The following is a 20,162-nucleotide window of genomic DNA, read 5'->3' as shown; positions in this document are numbered from 1 at the left end:
ACACTGTACAAGTCGTTCACCGTAGCCATATGAGTAATGCAATACCATGAACAACCCCTCGCCCTGTCTGAATTGCGGTGCCTGTTGTGCCACTTTCAGGGTTTCCTTCTACTGGGGAGAGACCGATGCTACTGAAGGTGGTCTGGTACCAGGTCATCTGACCGAACAGATTTCACCCCACCTGAGTTGTATGCAAGGCACCAATCAGCCCGTTCCGCGCTGCACCGCATTGATGGGTACCGTAGGGGAGGGCGTGCGTTGCAATATCTACGAGCAGCGTTCTTCCAGTTGCCGGGAATTTGCCTGGCATGGCGAGAACGGTCTGGCCAATGTCGATTGCCAGCGAGCTCGGGCTCGGCATGGGCTGCCGCCGCTACCCGATGCGCCCCTGGAGCCGGAACTGGCTCCCATGCTTATTCCTATTGTGGCAGCTTGATCACAGCGGGTTGGTGTAATCCGCGACGACGCTATGCACCATGTAGAGCTTGCGCAGGCTGGGTACGGTGAGCACAAACGGATAGATATCCGACTGGCCCATGCTGCGAGCAAGCACATTGAGCACGCCACTCAATTGAACCCAGCGGTTGATGAACGATAAAAAGGCAGCCTGATCATCGTTGCCCCGTGCGCATCCGTCCAGTTGGCTGGTCTTGAACTGGTCAGGCTTGAGTTCCAGGGTGTCCAATCTGATGCCGAAATCCAGAGCGACGTTCAGGGTATCGGTCATATGCAGATAGTGCGCCCAGGTCTCGGCCCAGTCTTCCCAAGGGTGGGATGCGGCGTAGCTGCTGATGAAGGTGTTTTGCCAGTCTCCCGGAGGGCCGTCGCTGTAATGCTTTTCTAGTGATTTCTGGTAATCCTGCCGTTCATCGCCAAACAGATTACGGTAGGTCTTTAGCCAGGGGCTGTTCTGTACCAGGCGGTCCCAATAGTAGTGACCGGATTCATGGCGAAAATGACCAAGTAGCGTGCGGTAAGGCTCGTGCATGTTCTGGCGCACGCGCTCACGGTGGGCCGGGTCGGCTTCTATGACATCGAGCGTGATCACTCCGTCCATATGCCCGGTCATGACTGCAGGCCCGCCTTGCTGCTGACGCAATAGCTTGAAGCCCAGGCCTTGCTCTGGGTCGAGCTCCTGGGAAACCGTTGGCAGTCCAAGCATGATCAACTGGGCTATAAGGCGGCGTTTGGCTTCTTCCGTGCGGTGCCAGTATTCGGCATTTACCGGCACGCTCAGATCGGGGACCACCAGATTGAGCGCGCAGGCAGTGCAGAAGGGCTCTGTTTGCGGGTCAGTAACCAGCCAGTTGCACTGTGCCGCGCTCTTGAGATTCTGGCAGCGAGAGAACAGCTTGTCCTTGAGTGGGCCAGCTGTCTCTACTCGCCACTGGCCAACGGTCTTATCTGCCTTCAGCGCGCAAAGCATACCCTGAGCGGGGTGATAACCCAGCTGAGCGCCACAGCGCAGGCAGTGGGTATTGTCAAAAAAAATTGCTTGCCCGCATTGGCATTTCTGCACATGGCCGTTGGGGTGGTAATCGAAGAGCTGGTGCCCCTCGCTACGGCTGACCAACTGATCAAAATAGCTCATTTCGCTGTTTCTTCCGATAGGGGCGAGGCGTTACTTTGACTGTGTCTGCTTTTGACTTTGGCCCTCGCTCCCACTCTGACCCTGGCTCTGGATATTAGTTTGACCAGTATCTTCCGTTTGGGCGAAATAAGTACGGCGTATTGCCTCATGCACTTCGTCAAAGTCGATCTGTATTTCGTCGACAAATCCATGAAGCAGGTCAGGTTCGGCAGCCATCCGAATGATTTCAGCATTGGCAATATGCGTTCTGCAGTTTTCAACCTCTTCCAGGGCCGCTTCGTGCATTGGCAGGCTCTTCAGCGCAATAGCCAGACGCTCGAGACTGCACGCCACTGCTCGGGGAAAGCGGCGATCCTGCAGGAGGTATTGCAGAACGTCCGGTCCGCGTATACGCAGACGGACATGCTGACGGTACATCTGGAAACCACTAAGGGACTTGAGCACGCTCATCCACTGCAGATTTTCGAAGGGCGTAAGGTCATCGGGACTACGCGGCAGGAGGTTAGCCGAGCGCACATCAATAATCCGGGTGGTCATGTCGGCGCGTTCAAGCTGGCGACCGAGCATCAGGAAGGTACGTGCCTGCGTATAGCTGAGCATGCCCTCGATAAGGCCGTTGACTGTCTGGCAACTGCGGATAACCCGACTCAAAAAGGCATCTCGTCGTCTTGGCGTTATCCCTGCTTCAACCTGTTCCTTGACGTTGAGATACAACTGGTTGATTTCCTCCCAAATTTCGCGGGGAATAATCTCGCGGGTAGTGCGAAGATTTTCCCGTGCGGCAGCCAGGGAGCTTAGAATAGAACCGGTGTAGCGCACGTCACCGCACATGAACGAGAGAACGCTGACCTCGTCGCGTGTGTCGTAAAGTTCGTCAAACAGCTCATCGTTACCGGTGATGGCTATAATCTCGCTCCAGCCGAGTTTTGTCGATTTAGGAAGGTCCAGCAAAAGGTGGCTATTGACGCTAAGCAGGCGGGCGGTATCTTCAGCACGTTCTACGTACCGCGCCAGCCAGTAAATGTTTTCTGCAACTCTTGAAAGCATAATCAGTTCCCCGCCAGGTCGACGATCCAGGTGTCCTTGCTACCACCACCCTGGGATGAATTCACCACCAGGGAGCCCTTGGTCAATGCCACACGAGTCAGTCCACCCGTGGTAACCCAGGGGCTTTCACCCGAAAGAATGAATGGGCGCAAATCCACATGCCGTGGTTCCATTCCGTCGGCGCAGAGGGTGGGTGATGTCGACAGGCTCAGCGTGGGTTGCGCCATGTAATTGCGTGGATCAGCCTTTATCAGCTCGGCAAATTTGTCCCGCTCCTTCTTGGTCGAGTGAGGGCCAATCAGCATGCCGTATCCACCTGATTCATTGGCTGGTTTGACCACCAGCTTGTCCAGGTTGGCGAGTACGTACTCTCGGTCCTTGTCGAACATGCAAAGATAGCTGGGCACGTTGGGCAGCAGGGGTTCCTGGTCCAGATAGTACTTGATGATCGCCGGTACAAAGGCATACACCACCTTGTCGTCGGCCACGCCGGCACCCGGAGCATTGGCCAGGGCCACATTGCCCTTGCGCCAGGCGCGCATCAGCCCACGCACACCCAGGATCGAGTCTGGATTGAAAACTTCTGGGTCGATGAACATGTCATCAACTCGTCGATAGATGACGTCAACCCGGCTCAGGCCGTCGATGCGGCGCATGTAGACGCAATCGTCTTCGCCAACCACCAGATCAGAGCCCTCGACCACTTCCACACCCATCTGCTGGGCAAGATAGGCATGTTCGTAATAGGCGGAGTTGTAGATGCCAGGGGTCAGAATCACGATGCAGGGATCGTCACCCGGCCGTGGCGACATTGAAGCCAGCATGTCGTAAAGCTGAGAGGTGTAGTCGTCTACGGGCTGAATGCGGCCGCCGGCGAAAAGCTCCGGCATGACCCGCTTGGTCACGTTACGATTTTCCAGCATGTAAGAAACGCCGGATGGCACGCGCAAGTTATCCTCAAGTACATACAGCGTGCCGTCGTTGTCTCGTACCAGGTCCGAACCGCAGATGTGCGCCCAGATGTTGTGGGGTGGATGCACTCCTACACACTGGGGTCTGAAGTTGACTGACTTCTGCAGTATCTCGGCGGGAAAAACCTTGTCCTTGATGATCTTCTGGTCGTGGTAAAGGTCGTCAATGAACATGTTCAGCGCCTGAACCCGCTGCTTGAGTCCGGCTTCGGTTTTTTGCCATTCACTCAGGGGGATAATCCGCGGCACGATGTCGAATGGCCAGGCACGGTCGATCATGCTGCCTTCGGTATAGACCGTAAAGGTAATACCCATTAGCTGGATGGCAACTTCTGCTGCCGTCTTGTGCTCGTTGATTTCTCGTGAATCCAGATCTGCCAGATATTGGCACAACATGGCAGCTTCTGGCCGGGGTTTACCCGGCGCTGCGATCAATTCGTCGAAAAAGCCCTTGGAGGCGTAGTTTTCCCAGTTAACTTTGCTCATTAGGCTACTCTGTCCGCTCCGATGATTATAAGTACACACGATGCAATAGCTGTACCAGCCTGTCACCGGCAGTGTCGAAATCGTTCGACAATACATATAACGGTAACTTCTAGTTGGTATTAGCCTAGCACCGGTTTGCCATTCGCGTTGGTCAATCATGCTCGGCGTTGGTTTTGTCGGGCATTTGGCACAGGGGTTGCTATGCTGGTGAAGATAACTATTTCAGATTTGGGAAGCGATTCATGACTATCCGCGTAGCACTCAAGCATTCGACACGTTACGACTTCGACAAGCCAGTTGCTGTCGCGCCTCATCAGATTCGTTTGATGCCAGCCCCCCATTGCCGCACTCCGGTGGAGGCTTACAGCCTGAAAATCGATGGTGGCGAGCACTTTATCAACTGGCAACAGGACCCCTTTGGCAACCACGTTGCACGGGTAGTCTTTCCTGAAAAGATCGATCATCTGTACGTGGATGTTGAACTGGTTGTGCCCATGACAGTGGTCAATCCCTTCGATTTCTTTGTTGAAGAGTACGCCGAGGAATTTCCTTTCAGTTATCCCGAAGCCCTACGCAAGGAGCTGGGGCCTTACCTCGAGAAAGAAGACAAGGGTCCTCTGCTCAAGCGCTGGATGCAGACCCTGTCTATGGAAAAACGTCCGATCACCGATTTTCTGGTGATGATCAACCAGCGACTATCCGAGGACGTCGAGTACCTGATTCGCATGGAGCCTGGCGTGCAGACGGCCGAAGAAACGCTGGAGCTCAAGCGAGGTTCCTGCCGTGATTCAGCCTGGTTGCTGGTCGAAATTTTCCGCCAGCTGGGGCTGGCAGCGCGGTTTGTTTCAGGTTATCTCATCCAGTTGACGGCAGACGTCAAGGCTCTGGACGGTCCCTCTGGTACCGAAGTGGATTTCACCGATCTTCACGCCTGGACCGAAGTGTTCATTCCCGGCGCGGGCTGGGTAGGTCTGGATCCCACCTCCGGGCTGTTTGCTGGTGAGGGACATATTCCCTTGGCCGCGACCCCGGAGCCTTCCAGCGCGGCACCTATTACCGGTGCCTCAGAACCCTGCGAAGTCACTTTCGGTTTCGAAATGAGTGTTACCCGTATTCATGAGGATCCTCGCGTTACCAAACCCTACACGGAAGAGGCGTGGGAGAGGATCAAGTCCCTGGGCGACCAGGTTGACAGGCAGTTGGTAGACCAGGATGTGCGTTTGACCATGGGTGGTGAGCCCACTTTTGTGGCAATCGACGATATGGATGCACCAGAATGGACCATTGCAGCCCAGGGGCCGACCAAAAGAGCGTTTGCTGAAAAGCTCCTGATGCGTTTGCGCCCTCACTATGCGCCGAAATCACTTCTTCATTATCAGCAGGGCAAATGGTACCCCGGTGAACCCCTGCCGCGTTGGGCACTTGCCTGCTACTGGCGTCGAGACGGCAAGGCGGTATGGCAGGATGATCGCTGGCTGGCGGACATCAATGGCGATTATCAGGTAAATGAAGAACAGACCCAAGCGTTTGCCCGTGAACTGGTCAAGCGACTTGGGCTGGACGAGCGCTACCTCATTCCCTGCTACGAGGACGCTTATTATTACCTCTGGCTGGAACAACAGCAGCCGAGCGATGTAGAGCTTGCCGACAGTGATCTTAAGGATGATGAGGCGCGCGCACGCTTGGTGCGTCTGCTTGAGCGCGGTCTCGATGAAATGACCGGGCTTGCCCTGCCCCTGGCACGTAATACGAAAAAAGAGACCTGGGAGAGCAGCAAGTGGCCGGTACGCAGGGAAAACCTCTATCTGGTTCCCGGTGATTCGCCTATGGGCCTGCGTTTGCCTCTGTCTGCCTTGCCTTTGCGCAAGCTTGAAGAGCCGCAACCGCGTTCGCTTTTCGAGGCGCCACCTGCATTGGCTGACATCCACGGCGAAGTTGCCAGCCGCTACAGTGAGTCGCAGGCTGCTGCCGAGAGTGACGGTCGTCATCATCAGGGTCAGGGCCAGGACTGGCAGGAACAGCTCCCTGAACTGACGGAGGAAGGGGTGATTGGCACTGCACTGTGCCTGGAACCACGGGACGGCAAGCTTTTTGTGTTCCTGCCGCCCCTCACTCAGCTCGAAGAATACCTGCAACTGCTCGCCACGATTGAACAAACCGCCGCCCATCTGGAGTTGCCGGTATGTATCGAGGGCTATGCACCGCCTAGCGATACGCGTATTGAAAAGTTCATGATTACCCCTGACCCGGGCGTGATCGAAGTGAACGTCATGCCGGCGACCAACTGGCGGGATCTGGTTGCCAATACCGAGATCCTGTATGAAGAAGCCAGGCTTACGCGCCTGGGTAGCGAAAAATTCATGCTTGACGGCCGCCATACGGGTACTGGTGGCGGCAACCATGTAACCCTGGGCGGCAGCACCCCGACCGACTCGCCATTTTTACGCCGGCCGGACCTGCTCGCCAGTATGCTGATCTTCTGGCAGCATCATCCGAGCCTGTCATATCTCTTTTCCGGGATGTTTATTGGTCCCACCAGTCAGGCGCCCCGGGTCGACGAGGCTCGCCACGAAGCCCTTTATGAGCTGGAAATCGCATTGTCACAAATGCCCGAAGGTGAAATTCCCCAGCCCTGGATAGTTGATCGACTCCTTCGCCATCTACTCACCGACATTACTGGCAATACCCACCGCGCCGAATTCTGTATAGACAAGCTCTATTCCCCGGATTCTTCTACTGGTCGGCTCGGCCTGCTGGAACTGCGCGGTTTCGAGATGCCTCCGCATCCACAAATGAGTCTCATGCAGCAACTGCTGATTCGTGCCCTGGTTGCACGTTTCTGGTCCAAGCCCTATCGCAAGCCGCTGGCCCGTTGGGGAACCGCGCTGCACGACCGCTGGATGATGCCGCATTTCATCTGGGAGGATCTGTGCGATGTTCTCTCGGACTTGAGGGAGCATGGTTTTGCGTTCGAGGCGGAATGGTTCGCGCCATTCCTCGACTTCCGTTTCCCACGGGTGGGGGAGGTGCGCTATCAGGGTGTGGGTATCGAGCTGCGGCAGGCGATCGAACCCTGGCACGTGCTAGGCGAAGAGGTTAGCGGTGGCGGTACTGCACGTTATGTAGATTCCTCAGTGGAGCGGATGGAAGTGCGGGTTCAGGACTTTAATCCGTCACGGCATATTCTCACCTGCAATGGTTTCCAAGTGCCGCTGCAGTCAACTGGCAAGCCGGGCGAGGCGGTGGCTGCAGTACGCTACCGGGCCTGGCAGCCACCATCGGCTATGCATCCGATGATTCAGGTACACGCACCGCTGGTATTCGATCTGGTGGATAACTGGAATAACCGCTCGCTGGGCGGCTGTACCTATCACGTGGTACATCCGGCGGGCCGCAATTATGAAACCTTCCCGGTTAATGCCAATGAGGCTGAAGCACGGCGTATGACACGGTTCTGGTCACACGGGCATACCCAGGGCACCTTTGGTCGCATTGTGCAGGCACCTGGCCAAGAATATCCGCATACTCTCGATCTACGTCGTGCCCGTGTGCCCGCGACTGGTTTATAATCCCGGCTCGCGGCGGCACGGACTCCGCACTACCTACAGAAAGGGCATACGAATCTAGCTCACGTATGTCCCTGCTCAGCCGATACAAGGATGTTCGCTTGGGGAGCTCTTTCAGGAAGCAGCTATGCAGCAATCGGGTAGTCTGGATCACGCATTGAAATCATTGCTCGGTGACTATCCAGGTCACCCGGAACATGACGAGCTTCTCGATCGTGATATGCAACCCCGTGCCCACTGGCAGGGGCTGATGGATGAGTTTGCCGCACTGGGCGTTGAGGCAATGGTCACGCGCAGTGAGGAGGCTCAAAGCCTGCTGCACGAAAACGGCGTCACCTTTAATCCCTATGAGGATGACCCTGGCCAGTTGCGCTCCTGGCAGCTCGACTGTCTGCCCTGGGTGATTGACACCGCGGAATGGCAGGTTCTAGAAGCCGGGCTCAAACAGCGCAGCCGGCTTCTCGAGCACCTGCTGGACGACCTCTATGGCGAGCGCAAGGTCATCAACGAAGGATTGCTGCCGCCGGAGCTGGTGTTTACCCATCCTGGTTACCTTTTTGCCGCCGCCGATAATCCGACACAGCTCGACCGTCCGTTACTCATTTTTCATGGTACCGACGTGGTGCGTGACGATCAGGGTCGCTGGCAGGTACTGGGCGACTCAACACAGTCTCCAGCTGGCGCCGGTTATGCGTTGGAAAATCGCATCACTCTGAGTCGTGCATTGCCCAGTATTTACCGCGATGCACCAATTAAGCGCCTGGCAGGCTTTCTGCAAGCCCAACATCGGTGCCTGGCGAGCATGGCGAGCGCTCAGAAAGAGCAGCCTAATATTGTTTTGTTATCTCCGGGTCCCGGCAGCGCCGGCTACTTCGAGCACGCCTGGTTGGCAAATTACATGAACTTCTCGCTGGTGGAGGGGGATGACCTGGTAGTGCGCGACGGCCAGGTGTCCGTACGAACCCTCGGCGGCTTGACCCAGGTGGACGTGATTGTTCGACAGATCAACGATCCCTGGTGCGATCCATTGGAACTGCGTCCTGACTCACTGCTAGGTGTTCCAGGTCTGCTGCAGGCGGCCCGTAATGGCGAAGTGCGTATCGCCAATGCATTGGGAGCCGGGGTTCTCGAGCATCCCGCGCTGGCTGCCTTCATGCCGGGACTATGTCAGCGCCTGCTGGGCGAAACTCTTCTGTTGCCGTGCCGTGAAACGCTCTGGTGTGGCGATCGGTTTGCTCTGGACCAGGTCTACCAGTCCCTGGATGAATGGATCCTGCGTGATATATCCCATCCTGGGAAAATGATTCGTGCTGACCAGATGTCCCTCAAGGATGTACAGGCGCTGCGGCACGATCTGGAACGCCGGCCCTATCTGTTTACTGCTCAGCGACCGGTCGTATCGGCTGTTACCCCGGGGTTCAATCCAGACTCCCGGGAAGTAGAGCGCCAGCACACGACGCTGCGTTTCTTCAGTCTTGTCGAACCCGATGATCTGGATAAACCAGTCTATGAGCGCAGTTATCGCATCATGCCGGGAGGGCTGGCGTGGGTTGGTGAGCCTGGCTCACCCTTGATGCAAAGCCGCACTGTCAAGGATGTGTGGGTGCTGGCGCCAGTACCTCAGCCGCATATCAGTATGCTGCGCCAAGCCTTGGGCCCTATTGTAGTTACGCGCGATGGCAAGGACCTGCCATGCCGGGTTGCCGAAAGCATGTTCTGGCTGGGCCGTTACGGAGAACGTCTTGACGTCCGAGGGCGCTTGCTACGTGAAGCACTTGGGCGCTTGCTGCAAAACGACAGGCAGGAAAACGGCGCCAACGTACTCCCTGATCTGTTGGTCGCGCTTGGAGTGGCCCCGGATGCAGAATCTGAAGAGGCAGAACTTGAGGCTCTTGCCGGGCACAAACGATTCTCCGCTGAATATCTCATGGCCCGTGAGCGTCTGATGCAGTTGTTTGTCGAAGATCAACCCGATGGTATGCCTGCGTTGTTCGGCCACTTTGTGCGCAACAGTCGGGCGGTCCGCGATCACCTGGGAGACGACAGCTGGCGCGCGATCAACAGTATGCGCCAGCGTTTCAACGGCATGTCCCGGGCCAGGGGGATTGTTGCCGGTCAGCGTCATCTGGAAGCCACGGTGCTGGATCTCTCGGCGTTTTTTGGTTTGTGCAACGAGACAATGCCCCATCACTATGGTTGGCGCTTTCTGGATATGGGCCGCTTTATAGAGCGTACTTTGAGCAGCCTGGAACTCCTCAAACTGGCACTGCTTACTGCTGCCCAGCCGGGTATCCCGCTCTGGGAGGTCGTACTGGCGACCACCGACAACTTTACGGTTTATCGTCGACGCTACCGCTCACAGCTGCATCCAGCGGCCATTCTTGATCTTCTGCTATTCGACGAGGCCAATCCAAGGTCAATCGGTTACATGCTCAGGCGGCTGGAACGGCAGGTCGAGAAGCTACCCTCGCCGGGTAACTCGCCTTATCGTAATCTGGAAAAGCGGCTGATCATTCAGGCTACCAGTCAGCTGCATCTGGTAGATATCGATATGCTCGCAGATCTGGAGCATTCAGAGTCTGCCCGGGAAGCACTTACAACCCTGCTGGATGATTTGATCGAACCCATGTCGGAATTGTCGAACGCCATCTCGCACAGCCATTTCAGTCATGTCGAGGCGCCTCGCCAGCTGGTAACGATGCACCATGGTAATAACACCCGAGTAGAGTAAATTGTCATGAAATTCCAGCTGCGCCACACCACGCGTTATGAATACAGCAGCTCTGCCAGCCTGAGCCATAACGAAGCGCGTATTCTGCCTCGTAATCTTGCGTGGCAGCACTGCAGTAATGCACAGGTAGAGATTTCTCCTGCGCCCGTGCGTATGCGCGAGCGCACCGATTTCTTTGGTAACAGGGTGGTGTATTTTTCCCTGGAAGCATTGCACGACGAGCTCCAGGTGAGCGTGACCAGCGAGATAGAAACGCGCCCGAGGCCTACGCAGGATTTCTTCTCTACCATTGCCTGGGAGCAGGCGGTCAGGGATACAATGGCTGATCCGCGATACAGTAACCGCGACTGTCTGGATGCACGCCTTTACGTCCTTGATTCGCCCTTCGTACGTCAGCATGAAAGTCTGGCACGCTATGCGCTGAACAGCTTCCAGCCAGGGCGCAATATGCTCGATGCCGTACTGGATCTGAATTTGCGCATTTTCAACGAGTTCGCCTACGATCCGGATTCAACGACCGTGGCGACCCCACTGAGTGAAGTTCTGGCCACTAAACGGGGTGTCTGCCAGGATTTTGCCCATCTGGCTATTGGTTGTATGCGTTCGCTCGGTCTTGCAGCACGTTATGTCAGCGGCTACATGGAGACATTGCCGCCGCCGGGTCAGGAGAAGTTGTTAGGCGCCGACGCTACCCATGCCTGGGTTTCAGTATTCATTCCAGGTTGGGGCTGGCTGGAGATTGACCCTACCAACGGCTGTACGCCTGATGAGCGATACATCATTCTCGGCTGGGGTCGCGACTTCGCAGATGTGACGCCACTCAAGGGCGTTATGACCGGAGGCGGAGAGCACAAACTGACCGTGGCAGTGGATGTAATAGCACTGAAGGATGAGCTTCAATTGGCAGCCGGTAATTACTGACTTGTAGCAGTTCATGAACGCAAAAACCCCGGCTATTGCCGGGGTTTTTGTTAGTGCAGAGTGCAGATAATACGCTTACATGTTCGGATAATTCGGGCCGCCAGTGCCTTCCGGTGCAACCCAGTTGATGTTCTGCGAAGGGTCCTTGATATCACAGGTCTTGCAGTGCACACAGTTCTGGGCGTTGATCTGGAAGCGTTTCTCACCATCATCCTGGGTCACTACCTCGTATACGCCGGCCGGACAATAACGCTGCGCTGGCTCATCGTACAGGGGCAGGTTTGTGCCGATCGGGATGCTCGGATCCTTGAGGGTCAGGTGGACTGGCTGGTCTTCCTCGTGATTGGTGTTAGAAATGAACACCGAGGACAGCTTGTCGAAGCTCAATACCCCGTCAGGCTTGGGATAGTTGATCTTGGGCGCTTCGGAGGCCTTTTTCATGCACGCATAGTCCGGAGTCTTGTCGCGCAGGGTCATCGGTATCTTGCCGCCGAAGATGTTCTGGTCGACAAAGTTGAATGCACCACCCATCAGCGCACCGAACTTGTGGATCGCCGGGCCGAAGTTGCGTGAGCCAAAAAGCTCTTCATACAACCAACTGGACTTGAACTTCTCCGGGTAGGCAGCCAGTTCATCACCGCCTTCACTGCCGGCCTTCAATGCCTCGACAATGGCGTCAGCGGCAAGCATGCCGGACTTCATCGCAGTGTGGTTACCCTTGATCTTGGCGAAGTTCAGCGTGCCCAGATCGCAACCGATAAGCGCACCGCCGGGGAATACCATCTTCGGCAGTGAGTTCAAGCCACCCTTGCAGATCGCGCGAGCACCGTAAGAAACACGTTTGCCACCTTCCAGGTATTGCTTGATAACCGGGTGGTGCTTCAGACGCTGGAATTCATCAAAAGGCGAAAGGTGCGGGTTGGAATAGGACAGGTCAACAATCAGACCTACAAGCACCTGGTTGTTCTCGGTGTGGTAAAGGAAAGAGCCACCGGTGTTTTCATTGCCGGTTACTTCCAGCGGCCAGCCGGCCGTGTGAACCACTAGGCCTTCCTTGTGCTTGGATGGGTCTATGTCCCAGATTTCCTTGATACCAATACCGTAGTGCTGTGCATCAGCGTCGGAATTCAGATCGTAGCGCTTGATCAGCTGCTTGCCGATGTGGCCGCGGCAGCCTTCAGCGAACAGGGTATATTTGGCGCGCAATTCCATGCCGGGGGTATAGAAGCCTTCCTTCGGGTTGCCTTCACGGTCAACACCCAGATCGCCAGTCAGAATGCCGCGCACCACGCCGTTTTCGTCAATCAGCGCTTCCTGTGCGGCAAATCCCGGATAAACCTCTACACCGAGATTCTCGGCCTGTTCTGCCATCCAGCGGCACAGGTTGCCCAGGGAAATGATGTAGTTGCCTTCGTTGTGCATGGTCTTGGGGACCAGCATGTTGGGCAATTTTACCGACTTGTCTTCACCGGTAAGCATATAGATGTCATCGCCGGTTACCGGGACGTTCAACGGAGCGCCCAGCTCTTTCCAGTCAGGGAAAAGTTCGTTGAGGGCGCGCGGCTCGAAAACAGCACCGGACAGAATGTGGGCACCCACTTCGGAACCCTTTTCTACTACACAAACGCTGACTTCCTGGCCGGCTTCGGCTGCTTGCTGCTTGATGCGACAAGCGGCGGCGAGACCCGAAGGCCCGGCGCCCACGATGACAACGTCAAACTCCATGAATTCGCGTTCCACTATGTATCTCCTACTCTAGGCCAGATCTGAAATCGATTATGTGAGTGATCTTCCGTGATCGTTTAGCACGAAAGTATAACAGCCTGCCGTACCCGCTCCAAATGCGTAATAAGAACGGCATGTGTTATGCAATGCGACCTTTGGGTCAAGATAAGGGAAAAGACTCGAGCCGATAGCCATTTTCGTCCACCTCAAGATACCAGCCAGAGGTATCCCAGTCGCCCAGCACTATGCGTTGCGCTGGCTCACCTTCCATGATCATTTGATGGACGACGGGGCGGTGCGTATGGCCGTGTATGAGGGTGCGCACCCTGTGTTTGCGCATGGTTTCGGCTACCTGACCAAGGTTGACATCGGTGATATCGCTGGGCTTCTGGCGGGTCTGTTCCCGGCTTTCATTGCGCAATTTACGGCCAATCTTGCGGCGTTGGGCCAGGGACAGATTATTCAGTATGAAAAGGCTCAGCGGATTGCGCAGTAAACGCCGCATCTTCATATAGGCCAGGTCGTCAGTGCACAGGCTGTCACCGTGCATGAGTAACACCTGCTCACCATTTAACTGCACAACATGGGGATCTGGCAGTAGCGTGCAACCCGCAGCGCGACAAAAACGCTTACCTAGCAGGAAATCCCGGTTGCCATGCATGACATATATTCGCGTTCCTGCCGCTGAAAGCCGAGCGAGGGCGTTGATGACCTCGGTCGCTAGTGAGTTCTGTTCGTCATCGCCTAGCCAGACCTCAAAAAAGTCCCCGAGAATATACAGCTCATCGGCCAGGCGGGCTCGCGTATCCATACAATGCAGAAACGCCCGGGTGATATCCGAGCGTTCAGGCTGCAGGTGCAAATCTGAAATGAACAGATAGCGCATCGGTAATGCTTACTCGGCCAGTTCAGCGCGCTCGATGATGACATCGTCGGCGGGTACATCCTGATGACCGGAACGCATGGTCGTAGGAACGGATTTGATCTTCTCCACTACATCCATGCCGTCGCTGACCTTGCCGAAGACCGCATAACCCCAGCCCTGAACAGTTTCGGCACTGTGATTGAGGAAATCATTGTCGGCAACATTGATAAAGAACTGGGCGCTGGCAGAGTGGGGTTCCATGGTGCGGGCCATGGCAACGGTACCTACGCTGTTGCTGACGCCGTTATTGGCTTCGTTCTTGATCACCGCCCGGGTATCTTTCTGTTTCATGCCGGGTTCAAAACCGCCGCCCTGGACCATGAAGTTCGGAATAACACGATGGAAGATAGTGTTGTCATAATGGCCATCGCGGACATATTGCTTGAAATTCTCGACCGTTTGCGGCGCCTTGTCCTCGAACAGTTCCAGGGTGATAACGCCGTAATTGGTATGCAGCTTGACCATATGCTCAGTCCTCGGGCTAGATTTGAATTCTGCTTGGCGCCAATCCGCATACTGCGTTCAGGCGCTTGACACTTTGCGGTATGATAAGCGTTTTGGCCAACATGGCCTAGCCAAAATCCGTGACGCCCCGGCGGCTTCACCCGTATCGAGTCTTGCATATCCTATGAACAAACCGGAAACCACCGCACCCGCACACTTCCTGCGCCAGCTTGTCCGCGCCGATCTGGAGAGCGGCAAACATGACAGGATCGTCACCCGTTTCCCGCCTGAACCCAACGGTTACCTGCATATCGGCCACGCCAAGTCGATCTGTCTGAATTTCGGTCTGGCCGATGAATTCGGTGGTGATTGCCATCTTCGCTTCGACGATACCAATCCAGCGAAGGAAGAGCAGGAATACATCGACGCCATCAAACAGGATGTAGAGTGGCTGGGTTTCCAATGGAAAGGCAATATTCGTTTTGCCTCGGATTATTTCGACCAGCTGCATGCCTGGGCAATCGAACTGATTCGCGCGGGCAAGGCCTATGTCTGCGATCTCAACTCTGATCAGGCACGCGAATACCGCGGTAATCTTACCGAAGCGGGCAAGAACAGCCCGTTCCGCGACCGTAGCGTCGAGGACAACCTTGATCTGTTCGCGCGCATGACAGCCGGTGAATTTCCCGATGGCGCCAAAGCTCTGCGGGCGAAGATCGACATGGCCGCGCCAAACATGAATCTGCGTGACCCGATTCTTTATCGTATTCGCCATGCCCATCACCATCAGACGGGGAACAAGTGGTGCGTGTACCCGAGCTATGATTTTACCCACGGCCAGTCTGATGCCATAGAGGGTGTTACCCACTCGATCTGTACCCTGGAGTTCGAGGACCACCGTCCGCTGTACGAGTGGTTCCTGAATAACCTTCCGGTGCAGGCCCAGCCACGTCAGTACGAATTCGCGCGGCTGAACCTCAATTACACGGTTACCAGCAAGCGCAAGCTCAAGCAGTTGGTCGACGAAGGCCATGTTGATGGCTGGGATGATCCACGTATGTCGACTCTAAGCGCCTTCCGCCGCCGGGGTTATACACCGGGGTCGTTGCGTGATTTCTGTGAACGAATTGGCGTGACACGTTCCGATGCGGTCGTCGATATGGGTGTGCTGGAATTCTGTATTCGTGATGATCTGGACGCCAACGCGCCGCGGGCCATGTGCGTGCTGCGCCCGCTGAAGGTGACCATTACCAACTATCCGGACAACCAGATCGAAGAACTGCACCTGCCAAGACACCCCAAAGCAGATATAGGTACGCGCGAGCTACCATTCAGCCGTGAGATCTACATCGACCAGGACGACTTCATGGTTGAGCCGCCCAAGGGCTACAAGCGTCTGATACCCGGTGGCGAAGTGCGTCTGCGCGGCAGTTATGTTATCCGTGCCGATGAGGCCGTTACCGATGCAGACGGTAATATTACCGAGCTGCTGTGCTCCTATGACCCTGAGACCCTTGGCAAGAATCCTGAAGGTCGCAAGGTAAAGGGTGTGATCCACTGGGTGCCAGCGGCGCAGAGTCTGGAATGCGAAGTGCGTCTTTATGACCGTCTGTTCCGTGCTTCCAATCCCGACAAGAGCGAGGAGGGTGGTACCTTTCTGGAGAATATCAATCCTGAGTCTCTGGTTGTGCTCAGTGGCTGCCGGGCCGAGCCCTCGCTGGCGAGTGCGGCTGCTGAAGAGCGCTTCCAGTTTGAGCGCGAAGGCTATTTCTGTGTCGACAGCAAGGATTCGCGGCCGGACCGTCTGGTGTTCAACCGCACTGTGACGCTACGCGATTCCTGGGGGCAATAATGGGGCTTTCGATTTACAACACGCTGACAAAAGCCAAAGCACCGCTCAAGCCGCTGGAAGATAATCATGTACGGCTTTATGTATGCGGTATGACCGTTTACGACTACTGCCACATTGGTCATGCGCGAGTGATGGTTGCCTTTGACGTGGTCGCCCGGTGGTTGCGCTTTCGCGGTTACAAGCTGACCTATGTGCGCAACATTACTGATATCGACGACAAGATCATCCGTCGCGCCAATGAGAACGGCGAGACTTTTCAGGTACTGACCAATCGTATGATCGCCGCAATGCACGAGGATGAAGCCCGCCTGAATGTATTGCGACCCGACATGGAGCCACGCGCGAGTGATCACGTGCCGGGCATGCATGCAATGATTCAGACGCTGATTGACAAGGGCTACGCGTACGCTCCAGGCAATGGCGATGTCTATTACCGCGTGGGCAAGTTTGATGGTTACGGCAAGCTGTCACGTAAGAAGATCGAGGATCTGCGGTCCGGTGCGCGGGTAGAAGTGGACGAGGCCAAGGAAGATCCGCTGGATTTCGTGCTCTGGAAGGCAGTAAAGCCGGGTGAGCCTAGCTGGTCCTTGCCTTGGGGAGAGGGTCGTCCCGGTTGGCATATCGAATGCTCGGTCATGTCCAACTGCTGTCTGGGTGACACCTTTGACATCCACGGTGGCGGACCGGATCTGGTGTTTCCGCATCACGAGAACGAAATAGCGCAGAGCGAAGCGGCCAATGAAAAGCCCTACGCTATGGCCTGGATGCACGCTGGCGCCGTGCGCGTAGACGGCGAGAAAATGTCCAAGTCACTGGGCAATTTCTTCACTATCCGCGAGGTACTGCAAAAATATCATCCTGAAGTGGTGCGCTATCTGCTGGTGTCCAGCCAGTACCGAAGCTCCATCAACTATTCGGAAGATAACCTCAAGGAAGCCAGGGGTGCACTTGAGCGTTTCTATCACGCACTCAAGGGCCTGCCTGACGCCCAGCCTGCCGGTGGTGATGATTTTGTCGAGCGCTTCGGTGCAGCAATGGATGATGATTTCAATACGCCTGAGGCCTGCGCTGTGTTGTTCGATATGGTGCGTGAAGTCAACCGCCTCAAAGATGGCGATCCGGAATCTGCCGCAGCACTCGCGGCACGGCTACGTGAGTTGGCCGGTAACCTCGGACTTTTGCAGCTTGATCCGGATATGTTTCTCCAGGCCGGCGGCAGCGGCAAGGTCGATGCCGCAGAAATCGAGGCCTTGATCAAGGCGCGGCTTCAGGCTCGTGCTGACAAGAACTGGGCCGAGTCTGATCGCATACGTGATGCGCTGACCGACAAGGGTGTTGTGCTTGAGGATGGTAAGGGCGGGACCACCTGGCGTATCAAGGACTGATTGAACACAGCCAGTCAGAAAAAAGGCAGCCTACGGGCTGCCTTTTTTATACGTATGCCTTGCTGTTTTACCTCCAGATATCGTTCTTGATCTTGTCTTTCAGTTCGGGGAAATCCTTGAGCTTGAAGGTGGGCACCAGACCCTCCTTGCGTTGGGCGAGATAATCCTTGGTCAGTTTCGCCACGGTACCGGATAACAGCACGATGGCGATCAGATTTACCGTAGCCATCAGGCCCATGGACGCATCAGCGGCGTTGAATACCGTAGAGACTGCCTGCATCGATCCCCAGACGACCATGCCCAGAGCTGCAATGCGCAACACGGTAAAGCCGGTTCTGTTACCCATGCCCAGAAACGTCATCGCGTTTTCCGCGTAGGAGTAATTGGCTACGATCGAGGTGAAGGCGAAAAACAATATGGCAATAGCGATAAAGTAGGTACCGCTCACCCCAATATGGGAAGCCATGGCTTGCTGGGTCAGCTGGGTGCCGGTAATGCCCGAGCCAGGTTCAAGCACGCCGGAGAGCAGGATCATGACCGCCGTAGCAGTACAGATCACTATGGTGTCGATAAATACACCCAGCGCCTGTACCAGACCCTGGGATGAGGGGTGGTGGGGCGCGGGGGTTGCTGTAGCTGCCACGTTCGGCGCCGATCCCATGCCTGCTTCGTTGGAAAACAGCCCACGCTTGATGCCGTTCAACATCGCAGCAGTCACGGAGCCAGCCACACCTCCGGCGGCTTCTTCCAGCCCGAATGCACTTCGGACAATAGTCGCCAGCACGCCCGGAACATCAGTGATGTTAATGGCCATGACCACCAGGGCCATCAATACATAAGCTCCAGCCATGAACGGCACAATAATCTCGGCGAAGCGGGCAATTGAGCGTATTCCTCCGAAAATGACCAGAGCTGCTCCTATTGCCAGGCCGATACCCACCCACATCTTGGAAAAACCGAAAGCACCTTCCATCGCATCGGCGATTGAGTTTGCCTGAACCGCATTGAAAACAAGTCCGAAGGAGATGATCAGGCAAACAGAAAATACACCGCCGGCCCAGGGCGCATTCAGCCCTTGGGAAATATAGAAAGCCGGCCCGCCCCTGTACTGCCCACTGCCATCGCGGATCTTGTATAGCTGGGCCAGGGTGCTTTCTGAATAGGCGGTTGCCATGCCGACCAGGGCAACCATCCACATCCAGAAAATCGCGCCCGCGCCACCCAGATACAAAGCGACTGCCACGCCCGCAAGATTCCCCGTTCCTACCCTGGACGCCAGACTGGTTGCCAGGGCCTGAAAGGGAGAGATCCCGTTCTTGTCGCTTTGACGGGAGCCCCTGATCGCCCGGATCATTTCGCCAAAATTGAGAAATTGCAGGAAGCCCAGGCGAATCGTGAAGAACACACCGACCGCCAAAAGCCCGTAGATGAGGACATAGCCCCAGAAGATAGTATTGAGAAAATCAATGATCGCTGTCATGGCTCTTCCTGAGTAGTTAGGTTCGCAAGGAGTACTTTTTAACCCTAGCCTCAATCAAGAAATGTGCCAGCCAGAGGTACCCTCTCTTCGATCTACGCCATATACGCCTTGGTAAATGGCTGTATCCGACCTGTTACTTGTCAAACTGAAAGCCTACTATCGCGAGATACATTAGAACGGGGCAATAAGCCTCGCTTGCCTCAGGAGTCGATATGAGTCTTACGCCTGCACACCTGCAAATACGTCCGCGTCGTATGGATTTCAGCCTGCCGGACCCGCTACCGCGCTACTGGCACGGCAATGACCCATTCAAGACCCATTTTTTCAACGCCATGTCGGTTTTGTTTCCGGATGGCGAGCGCTATTTCATCGATTCGGTACGCCAGTTTCGTGATCAAATCACCGATCCGGTGCTACAGGAGCAGATCCGTGGCTTCATCGGTCAGGAAGGTCATCACAGCCGCGAACATATCGATTACAACAACCGATTGCGGGCACTTGGGTATGACATCGATCGATTGGAGATGCACGTCAAGCGGCGTATCAGGTTCGTGCAGAAGCAGTTTTCTCCGGATCGCCAGTTGGCCGGTACGGTTGCGATGGAGCATTTTACGGCGATTTTGGCTAATGCGCTGCTGAGTGAACCGGAATGGATAGATAAGGCCAACCCGGAAATGCAGCGACTCTGGCGCTGGCATGCCCTGGAGGAAACCGAGCATAAGGCAGTCGCCTTTGACGTTTATATGCAGGTGTCAGGAGACCGCAAGATCCTACGCAAGGCGATGCGTCAGGCGACCTTCTTCTTTCTCAAGGATGTCACCAAGGGCACGCTGCACATGCTTAGAAAGGATGGGAAACTGAATTTTGGTACGTGGTGGAACGGTATGGTCTGGCTTTGGGGACCAAAAGGATTTTTTACTCGTTTGATTCCAGCGTACCGCGATTTCTTTCGAGAGGATTTCCATCCCTGGCAGCACAATAACGCACAGTTGATGGACGAGGTGGCTCGGGAGTTTGAGCCGCAGCCAGCCTGAGCGT

General features: G+C 55.7%; 14 protein-coding genes. 7 read left to right on the top strand and 7 right to left on the bottom strand.

Features of this window, described 5'->3' with window-relative positions; genetic code table 11:
* The first annotated feature begins 46 nt into the window (after window positions 1–46).
* Complete coding sequence (locus tag AAC076_RS02155) at window positions 47–436, top strand: YkgJ family cysteine cluster protein (protein ID WP_339842715.1); 390 nt, start codon at window positions 47–49, stop codon at window positions 434–436.
* On the opposite strand, the gene AAC076_RS02150 is transcribed toward AAC076_RS02155, so the two are convergent.
* Genes AAC076_RS02150 through AAC076_RS02140 form a run of 3 tightly spaced genes read right to left on the bottom strand, consistent with a single transcriptional unit; the run spans window position 437 to window position 4,095 of the window.
* Entirely contained in the window at window positions 437–1,591 is a 1,155-nt protein-coding gene (locus AAC076_RS02150; RefSeq protein ID WP_339842714.1) for a putative zinc-binding metallopeptidase, read from the bottom strand.
* 30 nt (window positions 1,592–1,621) lie between these two features.
* Window positions 1,622–2,638 (bottom strand): alpha-E domain-containing protein, encoded by a 1,017-nt coding sequence (locus tag AAC076_RS02145; protein ID WP_339842713.1) that lies wholly within the window; start codon window positions 2,636–2,638, stop codon window positions 1,622–1,624.
* 2 nt (window positions 2,639–2,640) lie between these two features.
* Entirely contained in the window at window positions 2,641–4,095 is a 1,455-nt protein-coding gene (locus AAC076_RS02140) for a circularly permuted type 2 ATP-grasp protein (protein ID WP_339842712.1), read from the bottom strand.
* 242 nt (window positions 4,096–4,337) lie between these two features.
* Between AAC076_RS02140 and AAC076_RS02135 the strand changes: the two genes are divergently transcribed.
* From AAC076_RS02135 to AAC076_RS02125, 3 genes are all read left to right on the top strand, one after another.
* A complete protein-coding gene (locus AAC076_RS02135; protein WP_339842711.1) occupies window positions 4,338–7,664 on the top strand; it encodes a transglutaminase family protein in 3,327 nt (1,108 codons plus the stop codon).
* 124 nt (window positions 7,665–7,788) lie between these two features.
* Window positions 7,789–10,392: a circularly permuted type 2 ATP-grasp protein gene (locus tag AAC076_RS02130; protein ID WP_339842710.1), complete on the top strand. Its 2,604-nt coding sequence runs from the start codon at window positions 7,789–7,791 to the stop codon at window positions 10,390–10,392.
* Window positions 10,393–10,398: 6 nt separating this feature from the next.
* Window positions 10,399–11,313 (top strand): transglutaminase family protein, encoded by a 915-nt coding sequence (locus AAC076_RS02125; protein ID WP_339842709.1) that lies wholly within the window; start codon window positions 10,399–10,401, stop codon window positions 11,311–11,313.
* Between the two features lie 75 nt (window positions 11,314–11,388).
* On the opposite strand, the gene AAC076_RS02120 is transcribed toward AAC076_RS02125, so the two are convergent.
* The 3 genes from AAC076_RS02120 to AAC076_RS02110 all read right to left on the bottom strand — a co-directional run bounded on the left by AAC076_RS02120 (window position 11,389) and on the right by AAC076_RS02110 (window position 14,428).
* A complete protein-coding gene (locus AAC076_RS02120) occupies window positions 11,389–13,053 on the bottom strand; it encodes an electron transfer flavoprotein-ubiquinone oxidoreductase (protein WP_339842708.1) in 1,665 nt (554 codons plus the stop codon).
* Between the two features lie 145 nt (window positions 13,054–13,198).
* Window positions 13,199–13,924, bottom strand: coding sequence for a UDP-2,3-diacylglucosamine diphosphatase (locus AAC076_RS02115; protein WP_339842707.1), 726 nt, complete (start codon window positions 13,922–13,924; stop codon window positions 13,199–13,201).
* Between the two features lie 9 nt (window positions 13,925–13,933).
* Window positions 13,934–14,428, bottom strand: coding sequence for a peptidylprolyl isomerase (locus AAC076_RS02110; protein ID WP_339842706.1), 495 nt, complete (start codon window positions 14,426–14,428; stop codon window positions 13,934–13,936).
* A gap of 163 nt (window positions 14,429–14,591) precedes the next feature.
* Here AAC076_RS02110 and AAC076_RS02105 point away from each other — a divergent pair, with 163 nt between their 5' ends.
* The gene (locus AAC076_RS02105; RefSeq protein ID WP_339842705.1) at window positions 14,592–16,259 is read left to right on the top strand and encodes a glutamine--tRNA ligase/YqeY domain fusion protein; all 1,668 of its coding nucleotides are present in this window, start codon (window positions 14,592–14,594) and stop codon (window positions 16,257–16,259) included.
* Window positions 16,259–17,644 (top strand): cysteine--tRNA ligase, encoded by a 1,386-nt coding sequence (gene cysS, locus AAC076_RS02100; protein WP_339842704.1) that lies wholly within the window; start codon window positions 16,259–16,261, stop codon window positions 17,642–17,644. Before AAC076_RS02105 ends, cysS begins: the two co-directional genes overlap by 1 nt.
* A gap of 67 nt (window positions 17,645–17,711) precedes the next feature.
* Here cysS and AAC076_RS02095 read toward each other — a convergent pair whose 3' ends face one another.
* Entirely contained in the window at window positions 17,712–19,124 is a 1,413-nt protein-coding gene (locus AAC076_RS02095; RefSeq protein ID WP_339842703.1) for an alanine/glycine:cation symporter family protein, read from the bottom strand.
* Between the two features lie 212 nt (window positions 19,125–19,336).
* Here AAC076_RS02095 and AAC076_RS02090 point away from each other — a divergent pair, with 212 nt between their 5' ends.
* On the top strand, window positions 19,337–20,158 hold the full coding sequence (locus AAC076_RS02090; protein WP_339842702.1) for a metal-dependent hydrolase: 822 nt from the start codon (window positions 19,337–19,339) through the stop codon (window positions 20,156–20,158).
* The last annotated feature ends 4 nt before the right edge of the window (window positions 20,159–20,162 follow it).

Source organism: uncultured Halopseudomonas sp. (assembly GCF_963977355.1).
In the GTDB taxonomy this organism is placed as follows: domain Bacteria; phylum Pseudomonadota; class Gammaproteobacteria; order Pseudomonadales; family Pseudomonadaceae; genus Halopseudomonas.
This window is presented reverse-complemented; position numbering and strand designations above follow the sequence as displayed.